The organism is Pseudomonas sp. O39, from assembly GCF_045447295.1.
In the GTDB taxonomy this organism is placed as follows: domain Bacteria; phylum Pseudomonadota; class Gammaproteobacteria; order Pseudomonadales; family Pseudomonadaceae; genus Aquipseudomonas; species Aquipseudomonas antarctica_A.
The window spans coordinates 46,193-68,540 of the sequence record NZ_JBJGXV010000004.1; the positions used below are offsets into that span (position 1 = coordinate 46,193).

20 protein-coding genes are annotated in these 22,348 nt (G+C 60.2%); 10 read left to right on the top strand and 10 right to left on the bottom strand.

Translation table 11 applies throughout. The annotated features are described in order from the left end of the window. Positions 1-84 precede the first annotated feature (84 nt). The 7 genes from ACI77D_RS07090 to yccS all read left to right on the top strand — a co-directional run bounded on the left by ACI77D_RS07090 (position 85) and on the right by yccS (position 10,876). Positions 85-1,527 carry a TldD/PmbA family protein gene (locus ACI77D_RS07090; RefSeq protein ID WP_407016303.1) on the top strand — a complete coding sequence of 481 codons (1,443 nt, stop codon included), beginning with the start codon at positions 85-87 and terminating at the stop codon, positions 1,525-1,527. Further along, positions 1,527-2,843, top strand: a complete 1,317-nt coding sequence (locus tag ACI77D_RS07095) for a TldD/PmbA family protein (RefSeq protein ID WP_407016304.1) — start codon at positions 1,527-1,529, stop codon at positions 2,841-2,843. The genes ACI77D_RS07090 and ACI77D_RS07095 overlap by 1 nt, the downstream gene beginning before the upstream one ends. Positions 2,844-3,201: 358 nt before the next feature. Then, entirely contained in the window at positions 3,202-4,092 is an 891-nt protein-coding gene (locus ACI77D_RS07100) for an alpha/beta fold hydrolase (protein ID WP_221295806.1), read from the top strand. Between the two features lie 36 nt (positions 4,093-4,128). Then, positions 4,129-5,556, top strand: coding sequence for a multidrug transporter subunit MdtD (gene mdtD / locus ACI77D_RS07105; protein WP_064454478.1), 1,428 nt, complete (start codon positions 4,129-4,131; stop codon positions 5,554-5,556). 197 nt (positions 5,557-5,753) lie between these two features. Continuing rightward, complete coding sequence (dbpA, locus tag ACI77D_RS07110; protein ID WP_237140927.1) at positions 5,754-7,091, top strand: ATP-dependent RNA helicase DbpA; 1,338 nt, start codon at positions 5,754-5,756, stop codon at positions 7,089-7,091. 188 nt (positions 7,092-7,279) lie between these two features. Further along, positions 7,280-8,458 (top strand): NAD(P)/FAD-dependent oxidoreductase, encoded by a 1,179-nt coding sequence (locus tag ACI77D_RS07115; RefSeq protein WP_262666438.1) that lies wholly within the window; start codon positions 7,280-7,282, stop codon positions 8,456-8,458. 234 nt (positions 8,459-8,692) lie between these two features. Then, on the top strand, positions 8,693-10,876 hold the full coding sequence (gene yccS, locus ACI77D_RS07120; protein WP_262666439.1) for a YccS family putative transporter: 2,184 nt from the start codon (positions 8,693-8,695) through the stop codon (positions 10,874-10,876). Between the two features lie 87 nt (positions 10,877-10,963). Here yccS and ACI77D_RS07125 read toward each other — a convergent pair whose 3' ends face one another. Continuing rightward, entirely contained in the window at positions 10,964-11,701 is a 738-nt protein-coding gene (locus ACI77D_RS07125; protein ID WP_407016305.1) for a substrate-binding periplasmic protein, read from the bottom strand. 198 nt (positions 11,702-11,899) lie between these two features. On the opposite strand from ACI77D_RS07125, the gene ACI77D_RS07130 reads away from it, so the two are divergent. After that, positions 11,900-12,352: a GNAT family N-acetyltransferase gene (locus ACI77D_RS07130; protein WP_064454483.1), complete on the top strand. Its 453-nt coding sequence runs from the start codon at positions 11,900-11,902 to the stop codon at positions 12,350-12,352. A 115-nt stretch (positions 12,353-12,467) separates the two neighbouring features. Here ACI77D_RS07130 and ACI77D_RS07135 read toward each other — a convergent pair whose 3' ends face one another. Genes ACI77D_RS07135 through ACI77D_RS07145 form a run of 3 tightly spaced genes read right to left on the bottom strand, consistent with a single transcriptional unit; the run spans position 12,468 to position 15,432 of the window. Next, positions 12,468-12,764, bottom strand: coding sequence for a helix-turn-helix domain-containing protein (locus ACI77D_RS07135; RefSeq protein WP_064454484.1), 297 nt, complete (start codon positions 12,762-12,764; stop codon positions 12,468-12,470). 19 nt (positions 12,765-12,783) lie between these two features. Next, a complete protein-coding gene (locus ACI77D_RS07140) occupies positions 12,784-13,284 on the bottom strand; it encodes a M48 family metallopeptidase (RefSeq protein WP_064454485.1) in 501 nt (166 codons plus the stop codon). Between the two features lie 42 nt (positions 13,285-13,326). After that, on the bottom strand, positions 13,327-15,432 hold the full coding sequence (locus tag ACI77D_RS07145; protein WP_064454486.1) for a bifunctional diguanylate cyclase/phosphodiesterase: 2,106 nt from the start codon (positions 15,430-15,432) through the stop codon (positions 13,327-13,329). Between the two features lie 309 nt (positions 15,433-15,741). Here ACI77D_RS07145 and ACI77D_RS07150 point away from each other — a divergent pair, with 309 nt between their 5' ends. After that, positions 15,742-16,407: a polysaccharide lyase family 7 protein gene (locus ACI77D_RS07150; protein ID WP_064454487.1), complete on the top strand. Its 666-nt coding sequence runs from the start codon at positions 15,742-15,744 to the stop codon at positions 16,405-16,407. Between the two features lie 491 nt (positions 16,408-16,898). Then, the gene (locus ACI77D_RS07155; protein ID WP_221295808.1) at positions 16,899-17,192 is read left to right on the top strand and encodes a fructose-bisphosphate aldolase; all 294 of its coding nucleotides are present in this window, start codon (positions 16,899-16,901) and stop codon (positions 17,190-17,192) included. A 132-nt stretch (positions 17,193-17,324) separates the two neighbouring features. Here ACI77D_RS07155 and ACI77D_RS07160 read toward each other — a convergent pair whose 3' ends face one another. The 6 genes from ACI77D_RS07160 to epd form a co-directional block, all read right to left on the bottom strand. Then, on the bottom strand, positions 17,325-17,804 hold the full coding sequence (locus ACI77D_RS07160; RefSeq protein WP_221295809.1) for a hypothetical protein: 480 nt from the start codon (positions 17,802-17,804) through the stop codon (positions 17,325-17,327). Positions 17,805-17,987: 183 nt separating this feature from the next. Further along, positions 17,988-19,052 carry a class II fructose-bisphosphate aldolase gene (gene fba / locus ACI77D_RS07165; RefSeq protein WP_003177554.1) on the bottom strand — a complete coding sequence of 355 codons (1,065 nt, stop codon included), beginning with the start codon at positions 19,050-19,052 and terminating at the stop codon, positions 17,988-17,990. Between the two features lie 277 nt (positions 19,053-19,329). Then, positions 19,330-19,662 carry an MliC family protein gene (locus ACI77D_RS07170; RefSeq protein WP_064454490.1) on the bottom strand — a complete coding sequence of 111 codons (333 nt, stop codon included), beginning with the start codon at positions 19,660-19,662 and terminating at the stop codon, positions 19,330-19,332. A 61-nt stretch (positions 19,663-19,723) separates the two neighbouring features. Next, positions 19,724-19,951: a hypothetical protein gene (locus ACI77D_RS07175; protein WP_064454491.1), complete on the bottom strand. Its 228-nt coding sequence runs from the start codon at positions 19,949-19,951 to the stop codon at positions 19,724-19,726. A gap of 29 nt (positions 19,952-19,980) precedes the next feature. Continuing rightward, complete coding sequence (locus tag ACI77D_RS07180; protein ID WP_259763350.1) at positions 19,981-21,144, bottom strand: phosphoglycerate kinase; 1,164 nt, start codon at positions 21,142-21,144, stop codon at positions 19,981-19,983. A gap of 26 nt (positions 21,145-21,170) precedes the next feature. Beyond that, on the bottom strand, positions 21,171-22,226 hold the full coding sequence (gene epd / locus ACI77D_RS07185; RefSeq protein ID WP_064454493.1) for an erythrose-4-phosphate dehydrogenase: 1,056 nt from the start codon (positions 22,224-22,226) through the stop codon (positions 21,171-21,173). Between the last annotated feature and the right edge of the window lie 122 nt (positions 22,227-22,348).

The following is a 22,348-nucleotide window of genomic DNA, read 5'->3' on the forward strand; positions in this document are numbered from 1 at the left end:
CCGCCTACACTTTCCTTGATCAGCTCCCCGCCCCAGGCCTACTCTGTTGCCTGCCCGCGATGAGCCGCCCACAAGGAAGGCCCCATGTTCGACCACCACGCCACACTCAAAAAGCACTTCAGTGCCCTGCGCACTACTGCTGAATTTTTCTCGCTGCGTTACGTGCGCGAATCCGGCCAATACCTGTCGGTACGCAAGAACGTCGCCGAGCCGCCACACCTGAACCACGACGAGGGCGCCATGCTCACCGTGCGTCTCAACGGCGTGGAAGCCTATGCCGCCACCAACGATCTCTCCCTTGCCGGCCTGCAAGCCGCCCTTGAGCGTGCTGAACAGCAAGCCCGGCGGATCTTGCCCCACGCTCTGCTCGACCTGCACACACAGCAGGTCTCCAGCGACGTCGCCGACTACCTGTCGCCCGACCTCGACCAGCCCTTCCCTTCCTTAAGCGACTGCTACCAACTGCTCGGTGACGAGTCTGCCGCCGTGCCCAAGGATGAGCGCCTGGTCAGTTGGGAAGTCAGCCTGGGCACCACCCATGTAGAACAGATCTACCTCAACAGTGCCGGTGCCGAACTGCGCCAGGCCCAGCGTTTCGTCTACCCGGGCCTGAGCATCACCGCCTTCGATGGCAACGACAGCCAGACCCGCACCCTGGGCGGTACCAACTTTGGCCAGCAAGGCAGTGCGAACGTGATTCGCCGCTTCGGCCTGGTCGGCGCCGCGCGCACGGTCGCCGACGAAGCCCTGCAACTGCTGCTCGCGCCAAACACGCCCCACGGCCCGCGCGACCTGCTGCTGATGCCCGACCAAATGATCCTGCAGATCCACGAGTCCATCGGCCACCCGCTGGAACTGGACCGCATCCTGGGCGATGAGCGCAATTACGCCGGCACCAGCTTTGTGAAGGCCGATGACTTCGGCCACCTGCAATACGGTTCGACCTTGCTCAACGTGACGTTCGACCCGGACATCCCCGAACAACTCGCCAGCTACAGCCATGACGACGACGGCAACCGCGCCACCAAGCAGTTCCTGATCCGTGACGGCCTGCTGCTCAAGCCATTGGGCGGCGCGTTGTCGCAATTTCGCTCAGGACTGGGCGGCGTCGCCAACAGCCGCGCCTGCAGCTGGAACCGCGCGCCGATCGACCGCATGGCCAACTTGAATATCGAAGCTGGCGACAAGACCCAGGCCGAGCTGATCAGCGGTATCGAGCACGGCATCCTGATGAGCACCAACCGCTCCTGGTCCATCGACGATGCGCGCAATAAATTCCAGTTCGGCTGCGAGTGGGGCCAGTTGATCGAAAACGGCGAACTCAAGGGCGTGGTGAAGAACCCCAACTACCGCGCCATTTCCGCGCAGTTCTGGCGCAAGCTCAGCGCCGTCGGCGACGCCAGTACCTTCAAGGTCCTGGGCACGCCGAACTGCGGCAAAGGCGAACCCAACCAAGTGATCCGCGTGGGCCATGCGTCACCTGCGTGCGTGTTCAGTGATGTCGACGTTTTTGGGGGAGATGCCTGATGAACAACTTCAAGGCACTGGTGGACTGGCTCAAGCAGGCCATCACCGACAAGGAACAATTTCACCTCGGCTTTGCTGCCGAATCCTCCGAGTTCGTGCGGTTTAACCACGCGCAAGTGCGCCAGGCCGGGCAGGTGCAACAGGCCAGCCTGAACCTCAAGCTGATCCACGACGGCCGTCATGCCGACCTCGCTATCACCCTGGCCGGTGAGCCGGCGCTGGACCGCCAACGCCTCGCCAATGGCCTGCAACAGTTGCGCGAGACCTTGCCCCTATTGCCGCAGGACCCGTACCTGCTGCTCAATCACAACGCCTGGCAAAACCACAACGAACAACTGCGCCCGCTACCGGAACTGGCCCAGGTACTGGAAGACATCAGCCAGGCTGCAGAAGGCGTGGACCTGGTCGGTTTCTATGCCGCAGGCCCCATCAGCCGTGGTTTCGCCAGTTCAGACGGCGCGTTCGGCTGGCATCAGGCCAACAGCTTCAACTTCGATTTCAGCCTGTTTCACGCCAATGGCGAAGCGGTAAAAGCCAGCTACGCCGGGCACACCTGGGACAGCGCCGAGTTCGCCGCGCGGTTCCTGCAAGCGCGCGAGCAGTTGGAGTTTCTGGGTCGACCTTTGCACAGCCTGGCCCCGGGCCAATACCGCGCTTACCTCGCCCCGGCGGCGCTGGAAGAAATCATCAGCATCATTACCTGGGGCGGGTTTTCCGCCCAGGCCATCGCCAGCAAAGGCAGCTCGTTGCAAAAGCTGTATGCGGGTGAACAGTCGTTGAGCCCCTTGGTAAAAATCGATGAGCAGATCAGCGGCTCGCTGAGCCAGGCGTTTTCCACTGAAGGCTACCCGCGCGCGGATGTCACGCTGATCAACGCGGGCACAGCAGAAGGCCAGTTGATCAACTCGCGCAGCGCCGCCGAATACGGCCTGAGCACCAACGGGGCGAGCAGCGACGAGTCGCCCAGCGCCTTGCAGATGGCGGCGGGCAGCCTGGCCCAGGCCGATATCCTCAAGCAGTTGGGCACCGGGTTGTATATCAGCAACCTGTGGTACCTGAACTACTCCGACCTGCCGGCCGCACGCCTGACCGGCATGACGCGCTTCGCCACGTTCTGGGTGGAAGACGGCGAGATCAAGGCGCCGGTCAGCACCATGCGCTTTGATGACAGCGTCTACAGCCTGCTAGGTTCACAACTCGAAGCACTGACCGCTGAGCGGGAGCTGCTGTTGTCGGCCAGTACGTACAGCCAGCGCAATACTGCGTCCAACCTGTTGCCGGGGGCGTTGGTCAAACGCCTGACATTGACCCTGTAAATACAAAACCCAATGTGGCAACTGGCTTATGTGGGAGCTGGCTTATGTGGGAGCTGGCTTATGTGGGAGCTGGCTTATGTGGGAGCTGGCTTGCCTGCGATGCTGACAACTCGGTGTGTCAGCAGGACCGCAGTGATGCCATCGCAGGCAAGCCAGCTCCCACAATATTCTGTGTTCGTTTCTGACACCCCCGTTTAACCCATTCCTACCGCAAAATCCCATCTCACACTTCTCCCTGTGCGGCCTGTTGTCGCCCGTAAAAAACCTCGTTATAACGGTTAGTGGCACCCCGCCACCACCCACGTGCCCGCACGTGATGCATGACCTTGCCCGGGAAAGGGCAAGCTGGAGCGTTGACATGGACCATGGAAGTTTTGTCATAGAAAAGCTGTTCAAACACTACAACGTTCACGTAGAGCAGCTAGGTAACAATCCGCAAAGAAAAACCGTCCTGATGGTCAATGGGGCCCTGTCCACCACCCGTTCGTTTGCGCGCACCAGCAAATGCCTGGCCGAGCACTTCAATGTGCTGCTGTTCGACCTGCCGTTCTCCGGCCATTCGCGCGAGCACAACACGGACCTGGACCTTGTGACCAAGGACGACGAGGTACAAATCCTGCGCGCGCTGGTTGAACGGTTTCAGGTCAACCATCTGGTGTCGGCCTCCTGGGGCGGCATCTCTACATTGCTGACCCTGGCCCACAACCCGCCCTCCATCGAAAGCTCGGTGGTGATGGCCCTGGCGCCCAACCTCAACCAGGCAATGCTCGATTATGTGGAACGCGTGCGGGTGCTGATCGAAGCCGATGACAAGTCCGCCGTCGGCCACTTGCTCAACGAGACAGTCGGCAAATACCTCTGCCCCCGGCTCAAGCGCAATAACCATCGGCACCTGTCAGGCATGGCGACCACCGAGTACCGCCAGGCACGTTTTCATATCCATCAGGTGCTCGGCCTGGGCGACGGCAACTACCTGCCAACACTCACTCAAATCGAAACCCCGGTGCATTTCATCAACGGCGCGCTGGATGAATACACCCCGGCGACCGAGGCCCGGCTGTTCAAAAAATACGTGGGTCGCAGCACGTTCGCCGTCGCCGAGCACACCGGCCACTTGCTCGACCTTGAGTCCCGCGAGGCAGCGTTGGCGGTGCACCGGGCGCTGTTGGATTTCCTGGTCGGGGAGCACGCGCCATTGCCAGATTTAGACGAACCGCCAGTGGGAAAAGGAGCAATGGATGGCGCATAATCGCCGACACATAGCCTGCTAACCAAAAGGTAGCCCATGCCGAATCGCGCCCCTCTCGATGCCAAGACCGCCCGCTGGCTCCCCTGGGTGGTCGCGATTGCCTTCTTCATGCAGTCGCTGGATGGGACGATTCTCAACACAGCCCTGCCGGCCATGGCCCGGGACCTCGCAGAAAACCCGCTGCGCATGCAAGGGGTGGTGATCGCCTACATGCTCACCGTCGCCTTGCTCATCCCGGCCTCGGGCTGGATCGCCGACCGCTTTGGCACCAAGAAAATCTTCTTCGGCGCGATCATGCTGTTCAGCGTTGGTTCGCTGCTGTGCGCCCTGTCCAGCAGCTTGACCATGCTGGTTGGCGCGCGGGTCATCCAGGGCTTGGGCGGGGCGCTGATGCTGCCGGTCGGGCGCCTCGTGGTGCTACGCGCTTACCCGCGCTCCGAGCTGGTGCGGATCATGGGCTTCATTACCATCCCCGGCCTGCTCGGCCCGTTGCTTGGCCCGACCATGGGCGGCTGGATGGTGCAATACCTGACGTGGCACTGGATTTTTTTGATCAACCTGCCGGTGGGCATGATCGGCTGTTACGCCGTGTGGAAACTGATCCCCGACCTGCGCGGCAGTGAGCGCACGCGTTTCGACAGCATGGGGTTTGTGCTGTTTGGCGCGGCGATGGTGCTGATCACCATCGCCATGGAAGGCCTGGGCGAACTGCACCTGCCGCATCTGCGCGTGATGTTGCTGCTGTTCGGCGGGCTGGCATGCCTCGCGGCTTACTGGCTGCGCGCAGGCCATATCGATAACCCGCTGTTTTCGCCGGTGCTGTTCAAGACCCGGACTTTTGCAGTGGGCATTCTCGGCAACCTGTTTGCGCGACTGGGCAGTGGCGCCTTGCCGTTCCTGGTACCGCTGCTGTTGCAGGTGGCGCTGGGCTACTCGCCATCGGAAGCCGGGATGAGCATGCTGCCCCTTGCGGCAGCGGCGATGTTTGCCAAGTCGATTGCCCGCACCTTGATCGAACGCCTGGGTTACCGCGTGGTGCTGACCGGCAATACCTTGGCGCTTGGCATCATGCTGGCGAGCATGGGTCTGGTCAGTGAACAGACGCCCTACTGGTTGCTGCTGTGCATGCTGGCGATCCTCGGGGCGATCAACTCCCTGCAATTTACCGCAATGAATACCGTCACCCTGATCGACCTCGACGATGAACAGGCCAGCAGCGGCAACAGTTTGCTGTCGGTGGTGGCGCAATTGTCTCTGAGCCTCGGCGTGGCGTGCGCCGGTGCCTTGCTTGGCGGCTTTACCGCAGAGCAAGGCAACGATGGCGTCAGCACCGTGCTCGGCGCCTTCCAACTGACCTTCCTCACCGTGGGCATCATGGCCATGCTGGCGGCGGCGATCTTTCTGCAACTGTCGCCCACCGACGGCAAGCGCGTGGTCAGCCGCGAGCACGACATCGAGCATTGAAGCAGCGGCAGGCCTCAAGTTGTAAGCCTCAAGCTTGACGCTTGACGCTGAGAACTTGCCGCTGCCCGCCTCCCCTCGTCTAGAACTTGCGAGAAAATCCCCGGCGGGCTGCTACACTGCGCAACATTTTGTTTTGCAGAGCCAGTCCCGTGACTACCATCGCCACCGCTTTTAATACTTTGCCGCTCTCCGCCGCCATGCTGGCTAACCTCGACTCGCTGGGTTATGTCGAGATGACGCAGATCCAGGCGCAAAGCTTGCCGGTGATCCTCAAAGGGCTGGACCTGATTGCCCAGGCCAAGACCGGCAGCGGCAAGACCGCCGCCTTCGGTATCGGCTTGTTGAACCCGATCAACCCGCGCTACTTCGGCTGCCAGGCCCTGGTGATGTGCCCGACGCGTGAGCTGGCCGACCAGGTCGCCAAGGAGATCCGCCGTCTGGCCCGCGCCGAAGACAACATCAAGGTGCTGACCCTGTGCGGCGGCGTGTCCCTCGGCCCGCAGATCGCTTCCCTGGAACACGGCGCCCACGTCATCGTCGGCACCCCGGGCCGCATCCAGCAGCACCTGCGCAAAGGTTCGCTGGTACTGGACGGCTTGAACACGCTGATCCTCGACGAAGCCGACCGCATGCTCGACATGGGTTTCTACGACGCCATCGAAGACATCATCAGCAAGACCCCGGCACGCCGCCAGACCCTGCTGTTCTCGGCCACCTACCCGGTGAGCATCAAGCAGCTGGCCTCGAAATTCATGCGCGCGCCGCAGCAAGTGAAAGCCGAAGCTTTCCACTCCGATGACCAGATCGAGCAGCGTTTCTACGAGATCTCGCCGGAAGAGCGCATGGACGCCGTGACCAAGGTGCTCGCGCATTTCCGCCCGGCGTCGTGCGTAGCGTTCTGCTTCACCAAGCAGCAAGTGCAGGAAACCGTGGATCACCTCACGGCCAAGGGCATTTCCGCCGTCGGCCTGCATGGCGACCTGGAACAGCGTGACCGTGACCAGGTGCTGGCGATGTTCGCCAACCGCAGCACCTCGGTGCTGGTGGCAACCGACGTGGCCGCCCGTGGTCTGGACATTGACTCGCTGGACATGGTGATCAACGTCGAGCTGGCCCGCGATTCGGAAATCCACATCCACCGCGTAGGCCGTACTGGCCGTGCCGGTGAGACGGGGATTGCGATCAGCCTGGTGGCGCCGTCCGAAGCGCACCGCGCCCAGGCCATCGAGCAGTTGCAGAAATCGCCGTTGAACTGGGACCAACTGGACAACCTCAAGCCACAAAGCGGTGGCCCGCTGCTGCCACAGATGAGCACCCTGTGCATCGCCGCCGGCCGTAAAGACAAAGTTCGCCCGGGCGACATCCTCGGTGCACTGACCGGCGATGCCGGCATCCCGGGTGCCCAGGTCGGCAAGATCGCGATCTTTGACTTCCAGGCCTTCGTGGCCGTGGAGCGCGGGATCGCCAAGCAGGCGTTGCAGCGTTTGAACGACGGCAAGATCAAAGGCCGTTCGTTGCGCGTGCGCATCCTGTAAAGACCTCCCCTCCAATGGAGATCTAATGTGGGAGGGGGCTTGTGTGGAAGTCGGGCTTGCCCGCGATGCAGACACCTCGGTATGTCAGTTACACCGAAGTGATGCTATCGCAGGCAAGCCAGCTCCCACACAAGCCCCCTCCCACATTTGACTGTATTCCAATTCAGAATTTGTATGAGGACATTGCTGTGCGCTCGACCGAAGTTGTGATCATTGGCGCCGGCGCCGCAGGCTTGATGTGTGCGCTGACCGCCGCCGGGCGTGGGCGCAAAGTGATGTTGATCGACCACGCGAACAAGGCCGGCAAGAAGATCCTGATGTCCGGCGGTGGCCGCTGCAATTTCACCAATATGTACACCGAGCCTGCCAACTTCCTCTCGCACAACGCGCACTTCTGCAAGTCCGCCCTGGCCCGCTATACCCAGTGGGACTTTATCGGGCTGGTGGCCAAGCATGGCGTGCCGTACCACGAGAAGAAGCTCGGCCAGTTGTTCTGCGATAACAAGTCCAGCGACATCCTCGGCATGCTGCTCGATGAATGTATTCAAGTCGGCGTGAGCATCCACCTGGACACGTCGGTCGAAGAGATTGCCAAGCTGGAAGCCGGTTATCAGTTGCAAACCACCTTGGGTGAGCTGCGCTGCGAATCCCTGGTGATCGCGACGGGCGGCCTGTCGATTCCGACCTTGGGCGCGACCGGGTTTGGTTACCAAGTGGCCAAGCAGTTCGGCCATGAACTGCTGCCGACCCGCGCCGGCCTGGTGCCGTTCACCATCACCGACCAGCTCAAGGAGTTGTGTGGCGAGTTGTCGGGCACCTCTGTGGATTGCCTGGTCAGCTGCAATGACCAGAGCTTTCGCGAGAATATTCTGTTCACTCACCGTGGCCTCAGCGGCCCGGCGATTTTGCAGATTTCCTCGTACTGGGAATCCGGCGACACGGTGGAAATCAACCTGCTACCCGACCACGACGCCCACGCCTGGCTGCAACAGCAACAGGTCGAGCGCCCCAACAGCGAGTTGAAAACCCTGCTGGGTGAGATCTTCACCAAGAAAATGGCCAACCTGCTGGCGGAAACCTGGTTCGTTTCCAAGCCGATGAAGCAGTACACCCACGCTGAAGTGGCCGACATCGCGCAAAAACTCTCGAGCTGGCAACTGGTACCGGCCGGCACCGAGGGCTATCGCACCGCCGAGGTGACACTGGGCGGTGTGGATACGCGTGAAGTGTCGTCCAAGACCATGGAATCGCTGAAAAGCCCGGGGTTGTACTTCATCGGCGAAGTGCTGGATGTGACCGGTCACCTGGGCGGGTTCAACTTCCAGTGGGCGTGGGCCTCGGGCTACGCCGCAGCGCAATACGCCTGACGCTACGCGGTAACAAATGTGGGAGGGGGCTTGCTCCCGATGGCGGTGTATCAGTCAATTCATGAGTGACTGTTGCACCGCTATCGGGGGCAAGCCCCCTCCCACATTGATTGCATTCCACATTTGGAATGCAATGGCTGGAATATATTTTGCTGTTGGATGTGATCGCTACGCTTGCCGTGGCGTCATTACTGGCTCAATTTAGCGGCATCGTCCCGGAAGACTCCAGACTTCATGTCATCGACCTCGTTCAAGCAGTCCATGCGGCGCCTGTGGGCCCTGGATAAATTCAGTTACAGCGTACGGGTATTCATCGCCCTCACCGGCAGCATGGCGCTGTGCTGGTATCAGGATGAAATGACCCTGCTGATCCCGCTGTTCCTGGGGATTATCGCCAGCGCCCTGGCCGAGACCGATGACAGCTGGCAAGGCCGCCTCAATGCCCTGGCGGTAACGCTGGTATGTTTCAGCATCGCTGCGCTGTCGGTGGAGCTGCTGTTCCCTTATCCCTGGATTTTCGCCATCGCCCTGGCCCTGGCCAGTTTCTGCCTGACCATGCTCGGCGCCCTCGGCGAACGCTATGGCGCGATTGCGTCGGCCACATTGATTCTGTCGGTGTACACCATGATCGGCGTGGACCAGCGCGGGGGGGCCGTCACCGATTTCTGGCATGAGCCGCTGCTGCTGGTGGCCGGTGCCGCGTGGTACGGCGTGCTGTCGGTGCTGTGGCAGGCGCTGTTCTCCAACCAACCGGTGCAACAGAGCCTGGCGCGGTTGTTTCGCGAGTTGGGGCGCTACCTCAAGCTCAAATCGTCGCTGTTCGAACCGATCCGCCAACTGGATGTGGAAGCACGGCGGCTGGAACTGGCCCAGCAAAATGGCCGTGTCGTTGCGGCGCTGAATGCGGCGAAGGAAATCATCCTGCACCGCGTGGGCAATGGTCGACCGGGCTCGAAGGTCAGCCGCTACCTGAAGCTGTACTTCCTGGCCCAGGACATCCACGAGCGCGCCAGTTCGTCCCACTACCCTTACAACGCCCTGGCCGAAGCCTTCTTCCACAGCGATGTGCTGTTCCGCTGCCAGCGCCTGCTGCGCCAGCAAGCCAAGGCCTGCCAGACCCTGGGCGAGTCGATCCAGCTGCGCCAGCCCTTCATTTATGACGACAGCTTCGCCGAAGCCCTGGGCGACCTGAATGCCTCGCTGGAACACCTGCGCATCCAGAGCAACCCCGCGTGGCGCGGCTTGCTGCGCTCGTTGCGCGCCCTGGCCGCCAACCTGTCCACCCTCGACCGCCTGCTTGGCGACGCCAGCAACCCCGACTCCCTCGCGGATGCCACCGACAGCAACCTGCTGGACCGCGCCCCGCGCAACCTGAAGGAAATGTGGACGCGCCTGCGCACGCAGCTGACGCCGACGTCACTGCTGTTCCGCCATGCCTTGCGCCTCGCCCTGGCGCTGACCATCGGTTACGGCACCTTGCATGCCATTCACGCCTCCCAGGGCTACTGGATCATCCTCACCACCCTGTTCGTCTGCCAGCCCAACTACGGCGCCACCCGGCGCAAGCTCGGCCAACGGATCATCGGCACTGCCATCGGTTTGACCGTGGCCTGGGCGCTGTTCGACCTGTTCCCAAGCCCGCTGGTGCAATCGCTGTTCGCCATTGCCGCAGGCCTGGTGTTCTTTATCAACCGCACCACCCGCTACACCCTGGCTACGGCGGCGATCACGCTGATGGTGTTGTTCTGCTTCAACCAGGTGGGCGATGGCTACGGGCTGTTCCTGCCACGGCTGTTCGATACCTTGCTCGGCAGCCTGATCGCCGGCCTGGCGGTCTTCCTGTTCCTGCCGGACTGGCAAGGTCGCCGCCTGAACAAGGTGCTGGCCAACACCCTGACCTGCAACAGCATCTACCTGCGCCAGATCATGCAGCAATACGCGGCGGGCAAGAGCGACGACCTGGCTTATCGGCTGGCGCGGCGTAACGCCCACAACGCGGATGCGGCGCTGTCCACGACACTGGCCAATATGTTGATGGAGCCGGGGCATTTTCGCAAAGAGGCCGACGTAGGCTTCCGCTTCCTGGTGCTCTCGCACACCCTGCTCAGCTACCTGTCGGGGCTGGGCGCACACCGCGAGACCCAACTGCCGGCCGAAGTGCGTGAGCATCTGATCGACGGCGCCGGCAACAGCCTGGCAGCGAGCATCGATGAGATCGCCACCGGGCTGGCCAACAAGCAGCCGGTCGCGATTCAGAGCGATGCCGAGGAAGCCTTGGCGGCGGAACTGGAACAGATGCCGGATGAGATCGATGAAGGGCAACGGTTGGTGCAGACACAATTGGCATTGATCTGTCGGCAGCTGGGGCCGTTGCGAACGCTGGCGGCGCATCTGATCAAAGATACTGCCGAAGCTTAAATCGCCATCGCAGGCAAGCCAGCGCCCACGTTGGAATGCGCTTACCTGTAGGAGCCGGGCTTGCCCGCGATGGCGCCCGCAAGAACACTACATCCCATGCGCCTTCATCAACCGCTCGTAACTGCCATCGACCTTCATCTTGGCAATCTCCCGGTCAAAGCTGGCGACGATCTCCTCATGCTCGGGGTTCTTCAGGCTCACCAGAATATGCAGGCTGTTTTCACTCAGTGGCTTGGGTAAAAACTCCACCGCATTGCGCACCCGCGCCGACTCGCGCGCCAGGTAGTAGCGGGCAACATATTCATCTTCCAGCGTCAGCCTTACGCGCTGCGCCACGAGCATGCGCACGGCCATGGCGAAGTTATGCACAGGCACCTTCTGCAGGTGTGCATCCTGATCGAACGCCGCCGAATAGGCATACCCGCGCACCACGGCGATGGATTCGTCGTGCAGTTGCTCCAGGTTCTGATAGTCGATGGGATCATCGCGGCGCTTGATAAAGCGCACACGGTTAAGCAGGTATTCACCGGAAAACTGTCCCAGTTTGGTACGCGCATCGTCGTACCAGGCATTGACCAGCACGTCATAGCGGCCGTCGCCCACGCCCATCAGCGCCCGAGCCCAGGGCACTTGTTCAAAGTCACTGGCGTAGCCTGCGCGAGCAAGGGCCGTGCTGACGATATCGGTGGCCAAGCCGCCGTTGATCAAGGTGGCATCCGTAAAAGGCGGCCAGGCATCCGCCACCAGGCGCAGACGTTGTGCGACCGCAGGCTGGGCCAGCAACAACACTCCTATCAAAGCAACGGCACGAGAAAATCGCGGCATGCTTAAAGTCCTTGGCGGGCAGGCAGTGGCCTGATAACAGTAGCTCATCAATGAGCCTGCATTGCAGATTACACAAAGAAGCCAGCAGCGATTGCACTGAATGATGGCGAATTGACGCCATTCACAAAAACGCTCGATTTAGACAGGGGGGCCGCAGGCGCTTACTATCGACAACAGACATTAATAAGAGAGCACGCCATGACCGTTGAATGGGTCTGCAAACATCACGATGACTTGGGCAAGGAGCAGCTTTACGCGATTTTGCGCCTACGCAGCGAGGTCTTTGTCGTTGAACAGAAATGCGTTTACCCGGACCTCGACGGCCAGGATCTTTCGGGTGATACCCACCACTTGATGGCCTGGAAGGATGACGCGTTGGTGGCGTACCTGCGCTTGCTCGACCCGGAATCACAGGGTGGTGATGTGGTGATCGGCCGAGTGATCGTCGCGCCGGTGGCACGCGGCACCGGGCTGGGCCACCAAATGATGGAAGAGACCCTCAAGCGCATTGAAGATATCTGGCCTGAGACGCCGATCTTTCTGTCAGCCCAGGCGCATTTGCAGGGGTATTACGGGCGGTATGGGTTTGTGGTGGCGGGTGAGGAATACCTGGAAGATGATATTCCCCATATAGGCATGCGGCGCCAGTAAGGACGCCATCGCAGGCAAGCCAGCTCCCACAATAGACCGCATTCCAAGGGTTGTACGCGGTTAAAGGTGGGAGCTGGCTTGCCTGCGATGAGGCCAGAGCTGTCACCCGCCTGTCTCAGGGATACCCCAACACCTGCTTGATCGACGCCAGATTAGCCTCGATCCACCCCCGATCAATCGCCCCCCAGCGCCGAATCCGATAGTGCCCGGCATGATTGCGCGCGCCGTCTGCCTGCTCGAACTCACACACGATATCCAGGTCGGCCAACGCCGCAATCGTGTCCTGCGCTGTGCGCCGTGGCATGCCGGTGGCATCAGTCAACGCCGGGACACTGCTGGCCTGGCCACTGTCGATCAGGTACGCCACATACAGGCGGCGGTAAAAACTGCTTTTGGTCTTGCTCACATCCATGGTCGAAAGCCTTATGAGGTTAGGGCTTGCCCTGCAAGTCGCGATACGTGAGGTAAACCCGCAGGTCGAATTCCACCTGATGGTAGCCCGGCATCATGTATTCGCAGAGTTTGTAGAACGCCTTGTTGTGGTCCGATTCCTTGAAGTGCGCCAGCTCGTGTACCACGATCATGCGCAGAAACTCCGGCGCGGCCTCTTTGAACAACGCGGCGATGCGAATCTCTTTCTTGGATTTGAGATTACCGCCCTGCACCCGCGAAATCGTGGTGTGCAGGCCTAAAGCGCGGTGGGTCAGGTCCAGGCGGTTGTCGAACAGCACTTTGTCGATGGCCGGCGCGTTACGCAGGTGCTCCTGCTTCAAGGCCAGGGCATAGCTGTACAGCGCCTTGTCACTCTGCACCGCATGACGTTCGGGGTAGCGCTGCTCCAGGTAGGCGCCCAATTGGTCCTTGGCGATCAATTGGCGCACTTGCTCCTGGAGAGCTGCGGGGTAGGCCTGGAGGTATTTCAGCGCGGTCATGGAGTCTGCAACAGGGTTCGAATGGGCGCCAGTGTAGCGAATTCAAAGCGGCCGGGGGTGGGACCAGATCGCCATTTCCTCGGCCACCAGTGGCTGCGCCGCCCACGGCCCTTGAATACATGAGCAGCCATTGGCCCTGAGCCACTGGGATTGCTCCTGGGTTTCCACCCCCTCGGCGATCACCAACACATCAAAGTGCCCGCACAACTGGATAATACTGCGGGCCATCGCCGCATCGCGCACCGAGCCTGGCAGACGTGCCACCAGTTGCGGATCCAGCTTGAGCGTGTCGAACTCCAGATCACGCAAATGGGCCAGCGAACACTGGCCCAAACCAAAGTCATCCAGGGCAATACGCACGCCGATCTGACGCAAAAGTTTGAGCTGCTTGTGGGTTTCTTCAAGGTTGCTCATCAGGCTGTCTTCGCTGATCTCCACCTCCAACTGGCGCCCCTGCAACCCATATCGCTCAAGGACCTGCTGCAGTTGGCTCGCCAGGTTTGGCATGTTGAACTGGCTGCTGCTCAGGCTCACGCTCAGCACCAACTCGTCATCGAAAGTGGCTTGCCAGGCCCGGCGCTGGGCGGCGACTTGCTGGTAGATCCAGGCGCTCAACTGGCTGATCAGCCGCGCCTCTTCCAGCAACGGTAAAAACAAGCCCGGCGGCACATCGCCGACGCTTGGGTGCTGCCAGCGCAATAGCGCCTCGACGCCTCGCAAACGGCCATCCTCCAGCGACACCTGGGGCTGGTAGACCAGGGCGAAATCCTTGTTTTGAATCGCGTTACGTACACTGTCTTCGAGCATCAGGCGCGAACGGGCACGGCCGTTCATTTCCTGATCGTAATAGCGATATTGCTGACGCCCTGCACGCTTGGCTTCGTACATGGCGATATCCGCCGCGCGCAGCAGGCCATTCAAGTCAGCGCCGCAATCCGGGAAGGTCGCAATACCAATGCTGACACCGAGCATCACGTCCAAACCATCGACTTGCTGACAGACAGACACTCGCTCGATCAGTTTTTCCGAAATCTTCGCCGCCTGCTCCGGAAACTCCAGCTCCAGCAAGGCGGTGAATTCATCCCCACCCATACGCCCGAGAATGTCGTAGGACCGCAGACACGCCTGCATTTGCTCCGAGACCCAGCGCAGCACCCGATCCCCCGCGTCGTGGCCCAGCGAATCGTTGACCCGCTTGAAGCCGTCGAGGTCCAGGTAGAGCAACACCAGCGACAGCCCATTACGTTCGCTGCGCAGCAATGTGTTCTCTACTGCCTGGTGAAAGCCACGCCGATTCAGCAGCCCGGTCAACGGGTCGGTAACCGCCTGGAACTCCAGTTGCTGATGCAGGTGGCGCACCTCGGACATGTCCAGCACCGTCACCACCATAGCCTTCTGCTCGGCGGGCAGAGGCGCGCAGGACAAGGCCACCGGCACCTGCTGGCCGCGACCGGTGCGCAAAATAGCGTCGTGCTGGCGCCAGGTCTCGCCCTTGCGATAGGCCTCATACATCGGGAACCCCAACCAGGTGGGCACATGGGGCTTTTGCAGGAAACTCAGAAAGCTCTCGCCCTGCAACTCGGCCATCGTGGCATTCAGCAACCGCGAAATGGCCGGGTTGGCGTACTGGATCACACTGGCCTCGCCCACCACCAGGATGCCCTCGGCGGCGTTGTCCAGCACCGAGGCATTAAAGGCCCGCGCGGATTCCAGGTCATGGCTCAGGCGCTGCAAGGCTCGGCGGTTGCGCTGGTGCTCCAGCAGGGCCTGGACCTTGGGCTTGAGAATATGCGGGTCGAAGGGCTTGAACAGGTAGTCGATGGCACCGCTGGCATAGCCTTCCAGCACGGCCGCAGAAGACTGGGCATGCGCGGTCAAAAAAATAATCGGCGTCATGCACGTACGCTGGCTGCCACGCATCAGGCGCGCCACCTCAAAGCCATCCATGCCGGGCATGCGCACATCTAGCAACACCAGGTCGACTTCGTGCGCCAACAGTAATTCCAATGCCTCCAGCCCTGAAGCTGCGGTCATCACTTGCCAATCTTCACGCTGCAAAAGCGCACGCATGCTGATGAGGTTTTCCGGGTAGTCGTCGACCACCAGAAGAACCGAACTGCCATCGCCGGGGTATGGAGCGCAATCCATGCTACGTCTCTTCCTTGAGGAGTTGCACCGGTTACTTCTGATATAAAAACCGGACAAACACTGAGGTCTCACTCTAGCCCCGGTTCCAAAAAAGCAGAAGTGACGCGGGTGCCATCATTGCGCCAAAGCTTAGGAAGCCGACTAACGGTAAGCCCCTACAGCCCACGGACCATGGGAAACATGGCTTTTTGGCATTCCTCTGACGCCAATAAATCGCCAGCAATTGTTTAACAACCTGACGATCAGCGCTTATAAAGAACCTGTAAGGCCCCCGGGCCAAAGCCGTCACCTCTGTAAAAGGCCAACACCATGATCGACCTTTCCACCTGGAACCTGAGCATTCCTGTCGGCTCCCCGCCCGCGACCATCGACACCCCGAAACTGCTGAGCGGCTTCAAGGACCAATATTTCCAGGCCGAAGGCAGCAACGTGCAATTCTGGACACCCGTGACCGGCACCCGCACCGAAAACGCCATCTACCCGCGCAGCGAACTGCGTGAAACCTACGCCGACGGCCGCCTGCGTAACTGGACTTACAACGAGGCCAACAACTTCCTGCGCGCCACCGTGACCGTCAACCAAGTGCCTTCAAGCGGCAAAGTGGTGATCGGCCAGATTCACGCGTATGACAGCCAGAAACCGCTGATCAAGCTGGAATACCAATTCAAGGAATCGACCCAGACCGGCAACATCGTCGCCAAAGTGCGCATGCGCCCGGATGATGGTGAGGGGCGCGTGGTCACCGTCGCCAGTAACGTGCCATTGGAGAAGAGCTTCACCTATGTGATCAACCTCAATAAGGCCGGCTTACTCAGCGTATCTGCCGCAGACGGCCAATGGAACGAGCGCATTGGCGCCGCGTGGGCTGCGAAGCCGCTGTACTTCAAGGCTGGGGTGTATGTGCAGGACAACAGTGGGAATAGCAAGGAAGGTGCACGCGTGACGTTTGCCAAGTTGGATATTGATCACGAGTAAGTGCCGTATCTCGCGTAGGCCTCGTCCTGTGACGCCACGGATTATTCGCTGACTCATCCAACCTTTTAAACACGCCTCAAATCCCTGTAGGAGCCGGGCTTGCCCGCGATGGCGGACTATCAGCCAGCCTGTCTGGTGGCTGACACACCGCGATCGCGGGCAAGCCCGGCTCCCACATTTGACCTTCATTGGCTGGGCCGCCGGGACGGGGCCTACAGGACCGTTGCGGCAAGCCAGATCGGCGCTTATAGTTCGCCCCGTCGCTGGCATTGACCGGCGATAGGGTTTCGCAGCCCTACAGAGTTAATTCCGCACCCGTCAAAACTGCCCTGGCGCTCCTGCCAATGGCCGTCTTGTTATGGCGGCTGTGCGTGGGAGACCTTCGGGTCTGCCGGGTCTTAACTCCTCGGTCTGCGAACCCGCGTACAGCTGCCACCCAATTTGTTTCGCAGCAAACGGTGGTCATTCTTCTCTCGAGTTAAGGATTCACCATGACCCAAAAACTGCCACCCCGTCGTTTCACCCCGTGCACCGAAACCGCCACCGATTACCCAGTGCTGCTAATCGACAGCGACGCCCCACTGCTGGACCTCCACGCCTGCCTGCGCGAACGCCTCAACGCCGCCCTTGAACACCTCAACCTGATGGCCTGCTCCAGCCTGCCGGACTTCGCCGAACGCGACCTGAACAACGTGGCCAACACTGCGCGCATTCTGGTCCAGGACGTGAGCGATGTGTTCAGGGTCATCGAGCACCGCGGTTTCGATACGCCTGACGCTGCCTGATCAAATCCCGGCCACAAAAAAGCCCGCAGCGCTGCGGGCTTTTCATTATCACATTATGCTTAGCTGACCCGGGGGCTCAACTGACTTTCCAGAATGACCAGCGCATGACCCTTCCCTTAATAACCATACACATTAAGGAACAACGATATCAAAGGGCGCAGGCGTGGAACTATAGATGGCGACAGCGTCCACTGGAGAAGTAGCACTTTTAAATCGATCATTTGGGTCTTTATAGACACTAACGCTATAGCCTAACTCGGTCCGCACCCCAGGCCGGAGAAAGGAAAGAATCTCATCAGAGAGCACCACAGAGTAGATATTGGACGCCGATACATTATTAAGCGTAGTACTCGTCACCTCAAAACTGTATAGAGGCAACCCGCCATTCCCACTCCCGTCCAAATACCAAAAGTTATAGGTAATGGAAATAACTGAACCCACGGTGTACTTCGCCCTATCAAAGGGAATCTCCACGACCAGCCCGCCACAAGAAGGATTGATACTCAGCGTATTACTCGGCTCTCGCCCTAACTTCTTCAACGGGGTCAAATTGATGGAGTTTCGAACATTCGTAAAAATATTCATAACGGGTAGCTTTTGCGGAGTGACCATGGCGTTTTCCTCGCAAGTGCATTGAGTTAGCTGCCTCAGAAAACTACGGCCATTTACACTGGCTAGCTACTGTGAGAAATCACAGTCCGCTAGGTCAATTCGAAATAATAGCCCGCGCTCCCCATTATATTTAAGCCACAAAAAAACCCGCATCACTGCGGGCTTCTTTTAAACGCTAAAGGCTTAGTTCACCTTGGCGTTCAACTCACCTTTCAAATACCGCTGGTACATCGCTTCCAACGAGATCGGCTTGATCTTCGAAGCATTGCCGGCAGTGCCGAACGCTTCGTAACGCGCGATACACACATCACGCATCGCGGTTACGGTGGCGCCGAAGAATTTACGTGGGTCAAATTCGCTCGGGTTGGTGGCCATCAGGCGACGCATTGCGCCGGTGGACGCCAGGCGCAGGTCGGTGTCGATGTTGACCTTGCGCACGCCGTACTTGATGCCTTCGACGATTTCTTCAACCGGTACGCCGTAGGTTTCTTTGATGTCGCCGCCGTACTGGTTGATGATCGCCAGCCACTCTTGCGGTACCGAGGAAGAACCGTGCATCACCAGGTGGGTGTTAGGGATGCGTTTGTGGATTTCCTTGATGCGGTCGATGGCCAACACGTCGCCGGTAGGTGGCTTGGTGAATTTGTAAGCGCCGTGGCTGGTACCGATGGCGATGGCCAGGGCGTCCACTTGGGTCTTCTTGACGAAGTCGGCCGCTTCTTCCGGGTCGGTCAGCATTTGGCTGTGGTCCAGCACGCCTTCGGCGCCGATGCCGTCTTCTTCGCCGGCCATACCGGTTTCCAGGGAACCCAGGCAGCCCAGCTCGCCTTCAACCGACACGCCGCAGGCGTGAGCCATGGCCACGGTTTGTTGGGTGACGCGTACGTTGTACTCGTAGTCGGTTGGAGTCTTGCCGTCTTCACCCAGGGAGCCGTCCATCATCACCGAGCTGAAGCCCAGTTGGATGGAGCGCTGGCACACGTCAGGGCTGGTGCCGTGGTCCTGGTGCATGCACACCGGGATGTGTGGGAATTCTTCGATCGCCGCGAGGATCAGGTGGCGCAGGAACGGGGCGCCGGCGTATTTGCGGGCACCGGCCGAAGCCTGGACGATCACTGGGGAGTCGGTCTTGTCAGCGGCTTCCATGATGGCGCGCATCTGCTCAAGGTTGTTGACGTTAAAGGCTGGGACGCCGTAGCCGAACTCGGCTGCGTGGTCCAGCATTTGACGCATGCTGATAAGTGCCATTGTGTTGTCTCTCCCGATCGAGGGTCGTTAATCGTGCAAGCCTGCCGTAGCGGCGGCTGCTATTCAAGTTATTGCAGATCAAGGGGTTAAGGCTTGGCCTGCTGAATCGTTATTGCTGGCGTGGCCTTGTGCTGATACCACTGAAAAAGCCGATCAACGTGGGAGCTGGCTTGCCTGCGATGGGGGCAGATCAGACAACATTTATTTTGCTGACCCACCGCAATCGCAGGCAAGCCAGCTCCCACATTTAGATCTCATTTATCTTAAGCTCGTGTTCTCACTGGGCCTTGCAGCCACGCCCGATCAAATCATCGGTGGCGACCCAGTAAATCAGGCCTTCCTCACCTTTTGTGTGAAACGCCAACTGGTCGTTGCTGTACAGCACGCCCGAGGCGGCAACGTCTTGCTTAAGACGGTAAACCTGGTCCGAACCACCGAGGCGTACATCCACTTCGGAACGGGCCTGATTGGCAAAGCGCCAGTTGATCTCGGCCTTGCTGTCGCAAGTCCAGGTCGTCCACTTGTCCGCCGGCTCTGCCTTGTTGAACATGTTCATGCTGCTGCAGCCGGCCAACAAGGCCAATGCAGCCAGGGCGAATACGCCTTTCATTGCCAATCCTCGAACGGCGACCCGAAGGCCGCCACTGCTGTCGGTTAATTGATCAGACCGGTCACGGGCAACCCTGTTCCTGACCGTTGGGCGCAGCGTCGTATTTCTCCAGCCGCTCGTTGCCGATGCGCTTGTTGATCACCGGCATGGTCTCGGCTTGCCAGTCAGCCTGGTAGCAGCTCTTTTTCTGCCCCGGCGCACGCTCTGCCGGGTCAGGCTTAGCGCTTGGCGTGCTGCCGCAGCCGGCCAACAGGCCTGCTGCGATTACCAGTGCCAACGACTTGATCATGGGAATACTCCTTTTCCGGATCACGAGCCTTAGCCTTTGGCTCGGGTTTCCAGCACTTCAACGGCCGGCAGGACTTTGCCTTCGACGAATTCCAGGAATGCGCCGCCACCGGTAGAAATGTAGGAGATCTGGTCAGCAACGCCATATTTATCGATGGCCGCCAGGGTGTCACCGCCACCGGCGATGGAGAATGCCGAGCTTTCAGCAATAGCCTGGGCCAGGACTTTGGTGCCGTTACCGAATTGATCGAACTCGAACACGCCCACCGGGCCGTTCCACAAAATGGTCTTGGACGACTTCAGCAGTTCAGCGAAGTTGGCCGCGGTTTGCGGGCCGATGTCCAGGATCATGTCGTCGGCAGCCACGTCCGCGATGAGCTTGACGGTGGCTTCGGCGCTTTCGGCAAACTCCTTGGCAACCACCACATCCACCGGCAACGGCACGCTCACTTTTGCCGCGATGGCACGGGCGGTGTCGAGCAGGTCCGGCTCGTACAGGGACTTGCCCACCGGGTGCCCGGCTGCCGCCAGGAAGGTGTTGGCAATGCCGCCGCCAACGATCAACTGGTTGCAGATCTGGCTCAGGCTGTTGAGCACGTCCAGCTTGGTGGACACTTTGGAACCGGCCACGATGGCGGCCATCGGTTGCGCCGGAGCGCCCAGGGCCTTGCCCAGTGCATCCAGCTCAGCGGCCAGCAGCGGGCCGGCTGCGGCGACTTTGGCGAACTTGGCCACGCCGTGGGTCGAGCCTTCAGCGCGGTGAGCGGTGCCGAAGGCGTCCATCACAAACACGTCGCACAGGGCCGCGTATTGCTGGGCCAGCTCGTCGCTGTTCTTTTTCTCGCCTTTGTTAAAGCGCACGTTCTCGAACAGCACGATGTCGCCAGGCTTGACGTCAACGCCACCCAGGTAGTCAGCCACCAGTGGCACGTCGCGGCCCAGGGCCTTGCTCAGGTAGTCGGCTACAGGCTTGAGGCTGTTTTCAGCGGAGAACTCACCTTCGGTCGGGCGACCCAGGTGGGAGCAGACCATCACGGCCGCGCCTTTTTCCAGGGCCAGCTTGATGGTCGGCAGCGAGGCCAGGATTCGCGCATCGCTGGTGACAACACCGTCCTTGACTGGGACGTTGAGGTCTTCGCGAATCAGTACGCGCTTACCTTGCAGATCGAGGTCGGTCATCTTCAACACGGTCATGGGTCGCAGTTCCTGAATTGGCTGATTTAAAGGGCTGATTTAGCAGAGGCGATGTGCAGATAATGGTCCGCAACATCCAGCATTCGGTTGGCAAACCCCCATTCGTTGTCGAACCAGGCCAGGATATTCACCAACCTGGGGCCGGAAACACGGGTCTGGCTGGCATCGACAATCGCCGAATGCGGGTCATGGTTGAAATCACAACTGGCGTGCGGCAACTCGGTGTAGGCCAAAAGGCCCTTGAGCGGGCCGCGGGTGGCGGCGTCGCGCAAAATCCGGTTGACCTCAGTGGCATCGGTATCGCTGACGGTTTGCATGGTGATGTCCAGGCAGGACACGTTCACCGTCGGCACCCGTACAGCTTTGGCCTGGATTCGACCGGCAAGTTCCGGTAACAACCGTTCGATACCACGCGCCAAGCCTGTGGACACCGGAATCACCGACTGGAACGCCGAGCGCGTACGGCGAAGGTCTTCGTGGTGATAGGCGTCGATCACCGGCTGGTCATTCATGGCCGAGTGGATGGTGGTGATAGACACGTAATCCAGGCCAATCGCCTGATCCAGCAGGCGCAACAGCGGCACGCTGCAGTTGGTGGTGCAGGAGGCGTTGGACACCAGCAGCTCATCGCCGGTCAGGCAATCCTGGTTGATGCCGTAGACGATGGTGGCGTCGACATCCGCCTCGCTGGCCATCGGCTGGGAAAACAGCACGCGCGGTGCACCGGCGTCGAGAAAACGCTGGCCATCGGCACGGGTGTGGTAAGCACCGGAGCATTCCAACACCAGGTCGACGTCCAGCGCCGCCCAGTCGATGCCCTCGGGGGTGGCACTGCGTAAGACTTTTACGCAGTCGCCATTGATATGCAGACAATCACCGTCGACCCGCACTTCGCCGGGGAACCGGCCGTGAGTGGAGTCAAAGCGTGTCAGGTATTCGATGCTGGCCATGTCGGCCAAATCGTTGATCGCGACAATTTCAAACCCGGCCGCCGCCCCTCGCTCGAACAGAGCACGCAAGACGCAACGACCAATGCGGCCGTAGCCGTTGAGTGCAACTTTGTAGCGACGCGGTTGAGGCATGGGGTTCTCGATTACCTTGGGTAATAGGGTGGCTGTTAGATCACTTTCGCGAGCAAGCCCGCTCCCACACTTGAATGGGTTCACAATTGCAACTGTGTGAACCCGATCAAATGTGGGAGCGG

What these genes read in the sequence shown, in the direction of transcription:
- ACI77D_RS07160 (WP_221295809.1), bottom strand. Translation starts at nt 17,804, where the DNA reads ATGGTCACTCCGCAAAAGCTACCCGTTATGAATATTTTTACGAATGTT.
- ACI77D_RS07100 (WP_221295806.1), top strand. Translation starts at nt 3,202, where the DNA reads ATGGACCATGGAAGTTTTGTCATAGAAAAGCTGTTCAAACACTACAAC.
- ACI77D_RS07145 (WP_064454486.1), bottom strand. Translation starts at nt 15,432, where the DNA reads ATGGATTGCGCTCCATACCCCGGCGATGGCAGTTCGGTTCTTCTGGTG.
- mdtD (WP_064454478.1), top strand. Translation starts at nt 4,129, where the DNA reads ATGCCGAATCGCGCCCCTCTCGATGCCAAGACCGCCCGCTGGCTCCCC.
- ACI77D_RS07170 (WP_064454490.1), bottom strand. Translation starts at nt 19,662, where the DNA reads ATGAAAGGCGTATTCGCCCTGGCTGCATTGGCCTTGTTGGCCGGCTGC.
- ACI77D_RS07150 (WP_064454487.1), top strand. Translation starts at nt 15,742, where the DNA reads ATGATCGACCTTTCCACCTGGAACCTGAGCATTCCTGTCGGCTCCCCG.
- ACI77D_RS07090 (WP_407016303.1), top strand. Translation starts at nt 85, where the DNA reads ATGTTCGACCACCACGCCACACTCAAAAAGCACTTCAGTGCCCTGCGC.
- ACI77D_RS07155 (WP_221295808.1), top strand. Translation starts at nt 16,899, where the DNA reads ATGACCCAAAAACTGCCACCCCGTCGTTTCACCCCGTGCACCGAAACC.
- ACI77D_RS07095 (WP_407016304.1), top strand. Translation starts at nt 1,527, where the DNA reads ATGAACAACTTCAAGGCACTGGTGGACTGGCTCAAGCAGGCCATCACC.
- ACI77D_RS07135 (WP_064454484.1), bottom strand. Translation starts at nt 12,764, where the DNA reads ATGGATGTGAGCAAGACCAAAAGCAGTTTTTACCGCCGCCTGTATGTG.
- dbpA (WP_237140927.1), top strand. Translation starts at nt 5,754, where the DNA reads ATGCTGGCTAACCTCGACTCGCTGGGTTATGTCGAGATGACGCAGATC.
- ACI77D_RS07180 (WP_259763350.1), bottom strand. Translation starts at nt 21,144, where the DNA reads ATGACCGTGTTGAAGATGACCGACCTCGATCTGCAAGGTAAGCGCGTA.
- ACI77D_RS07130 (WP_064454483.1), top strand. Translation starts at nt 11,900, where the DNA reads ATGACCGTTGAATGGGTCTGCAAACATCACGATGACTTGGGCAAGGAG.
- epd (WP_064454493.1), bottom strand. Translation starts at nt 22,226, where the DNA reads ATGCCTCAACCGCGTCGCTACAAAGTTGCACTCAACGGCTACGGCCGC.
- yccS (WP_262666439.1), top strand. Translation starts at nt 8,693, where the DNA reads ATGTCATCGACCTCGTTCAAGCAGTCCATGCGGCGCCTGTGGGCCCTG.
- ACI77D_RS07140 (WP_064454485.1), bottom strand. Translation starts at nt 13,284, where the DNA reads ATGACCGCGCTGAAATACCTCCAGGCCTACCCCGCAGCTCTCCAGGAG.
- fba (WP_003177554.1), bottom strand. Translation starts at nt 19,052, where the DNA reads ATGGCACTTATCAGCATGCGTCAAATGCTGGACCACGCAGCCGAGTTC.
- ACI77D_RS07175 (WP_064454491.1), bottom strand. Translation starts at nt 19,951, where the DNA reads ATGATCAAGTCGTTGGCACTGGTAATCGCAGCAGGCCTGTTGGCCGGC.
- ACI77D_RS07125 (WP_407016305.1), bottom strand. Translation starts at nt 11,701, where the DNA reads ATGCCGCGATTTTCTCGTGCCGTTGCTTTGATAGGAGTGTTGTTGCTG.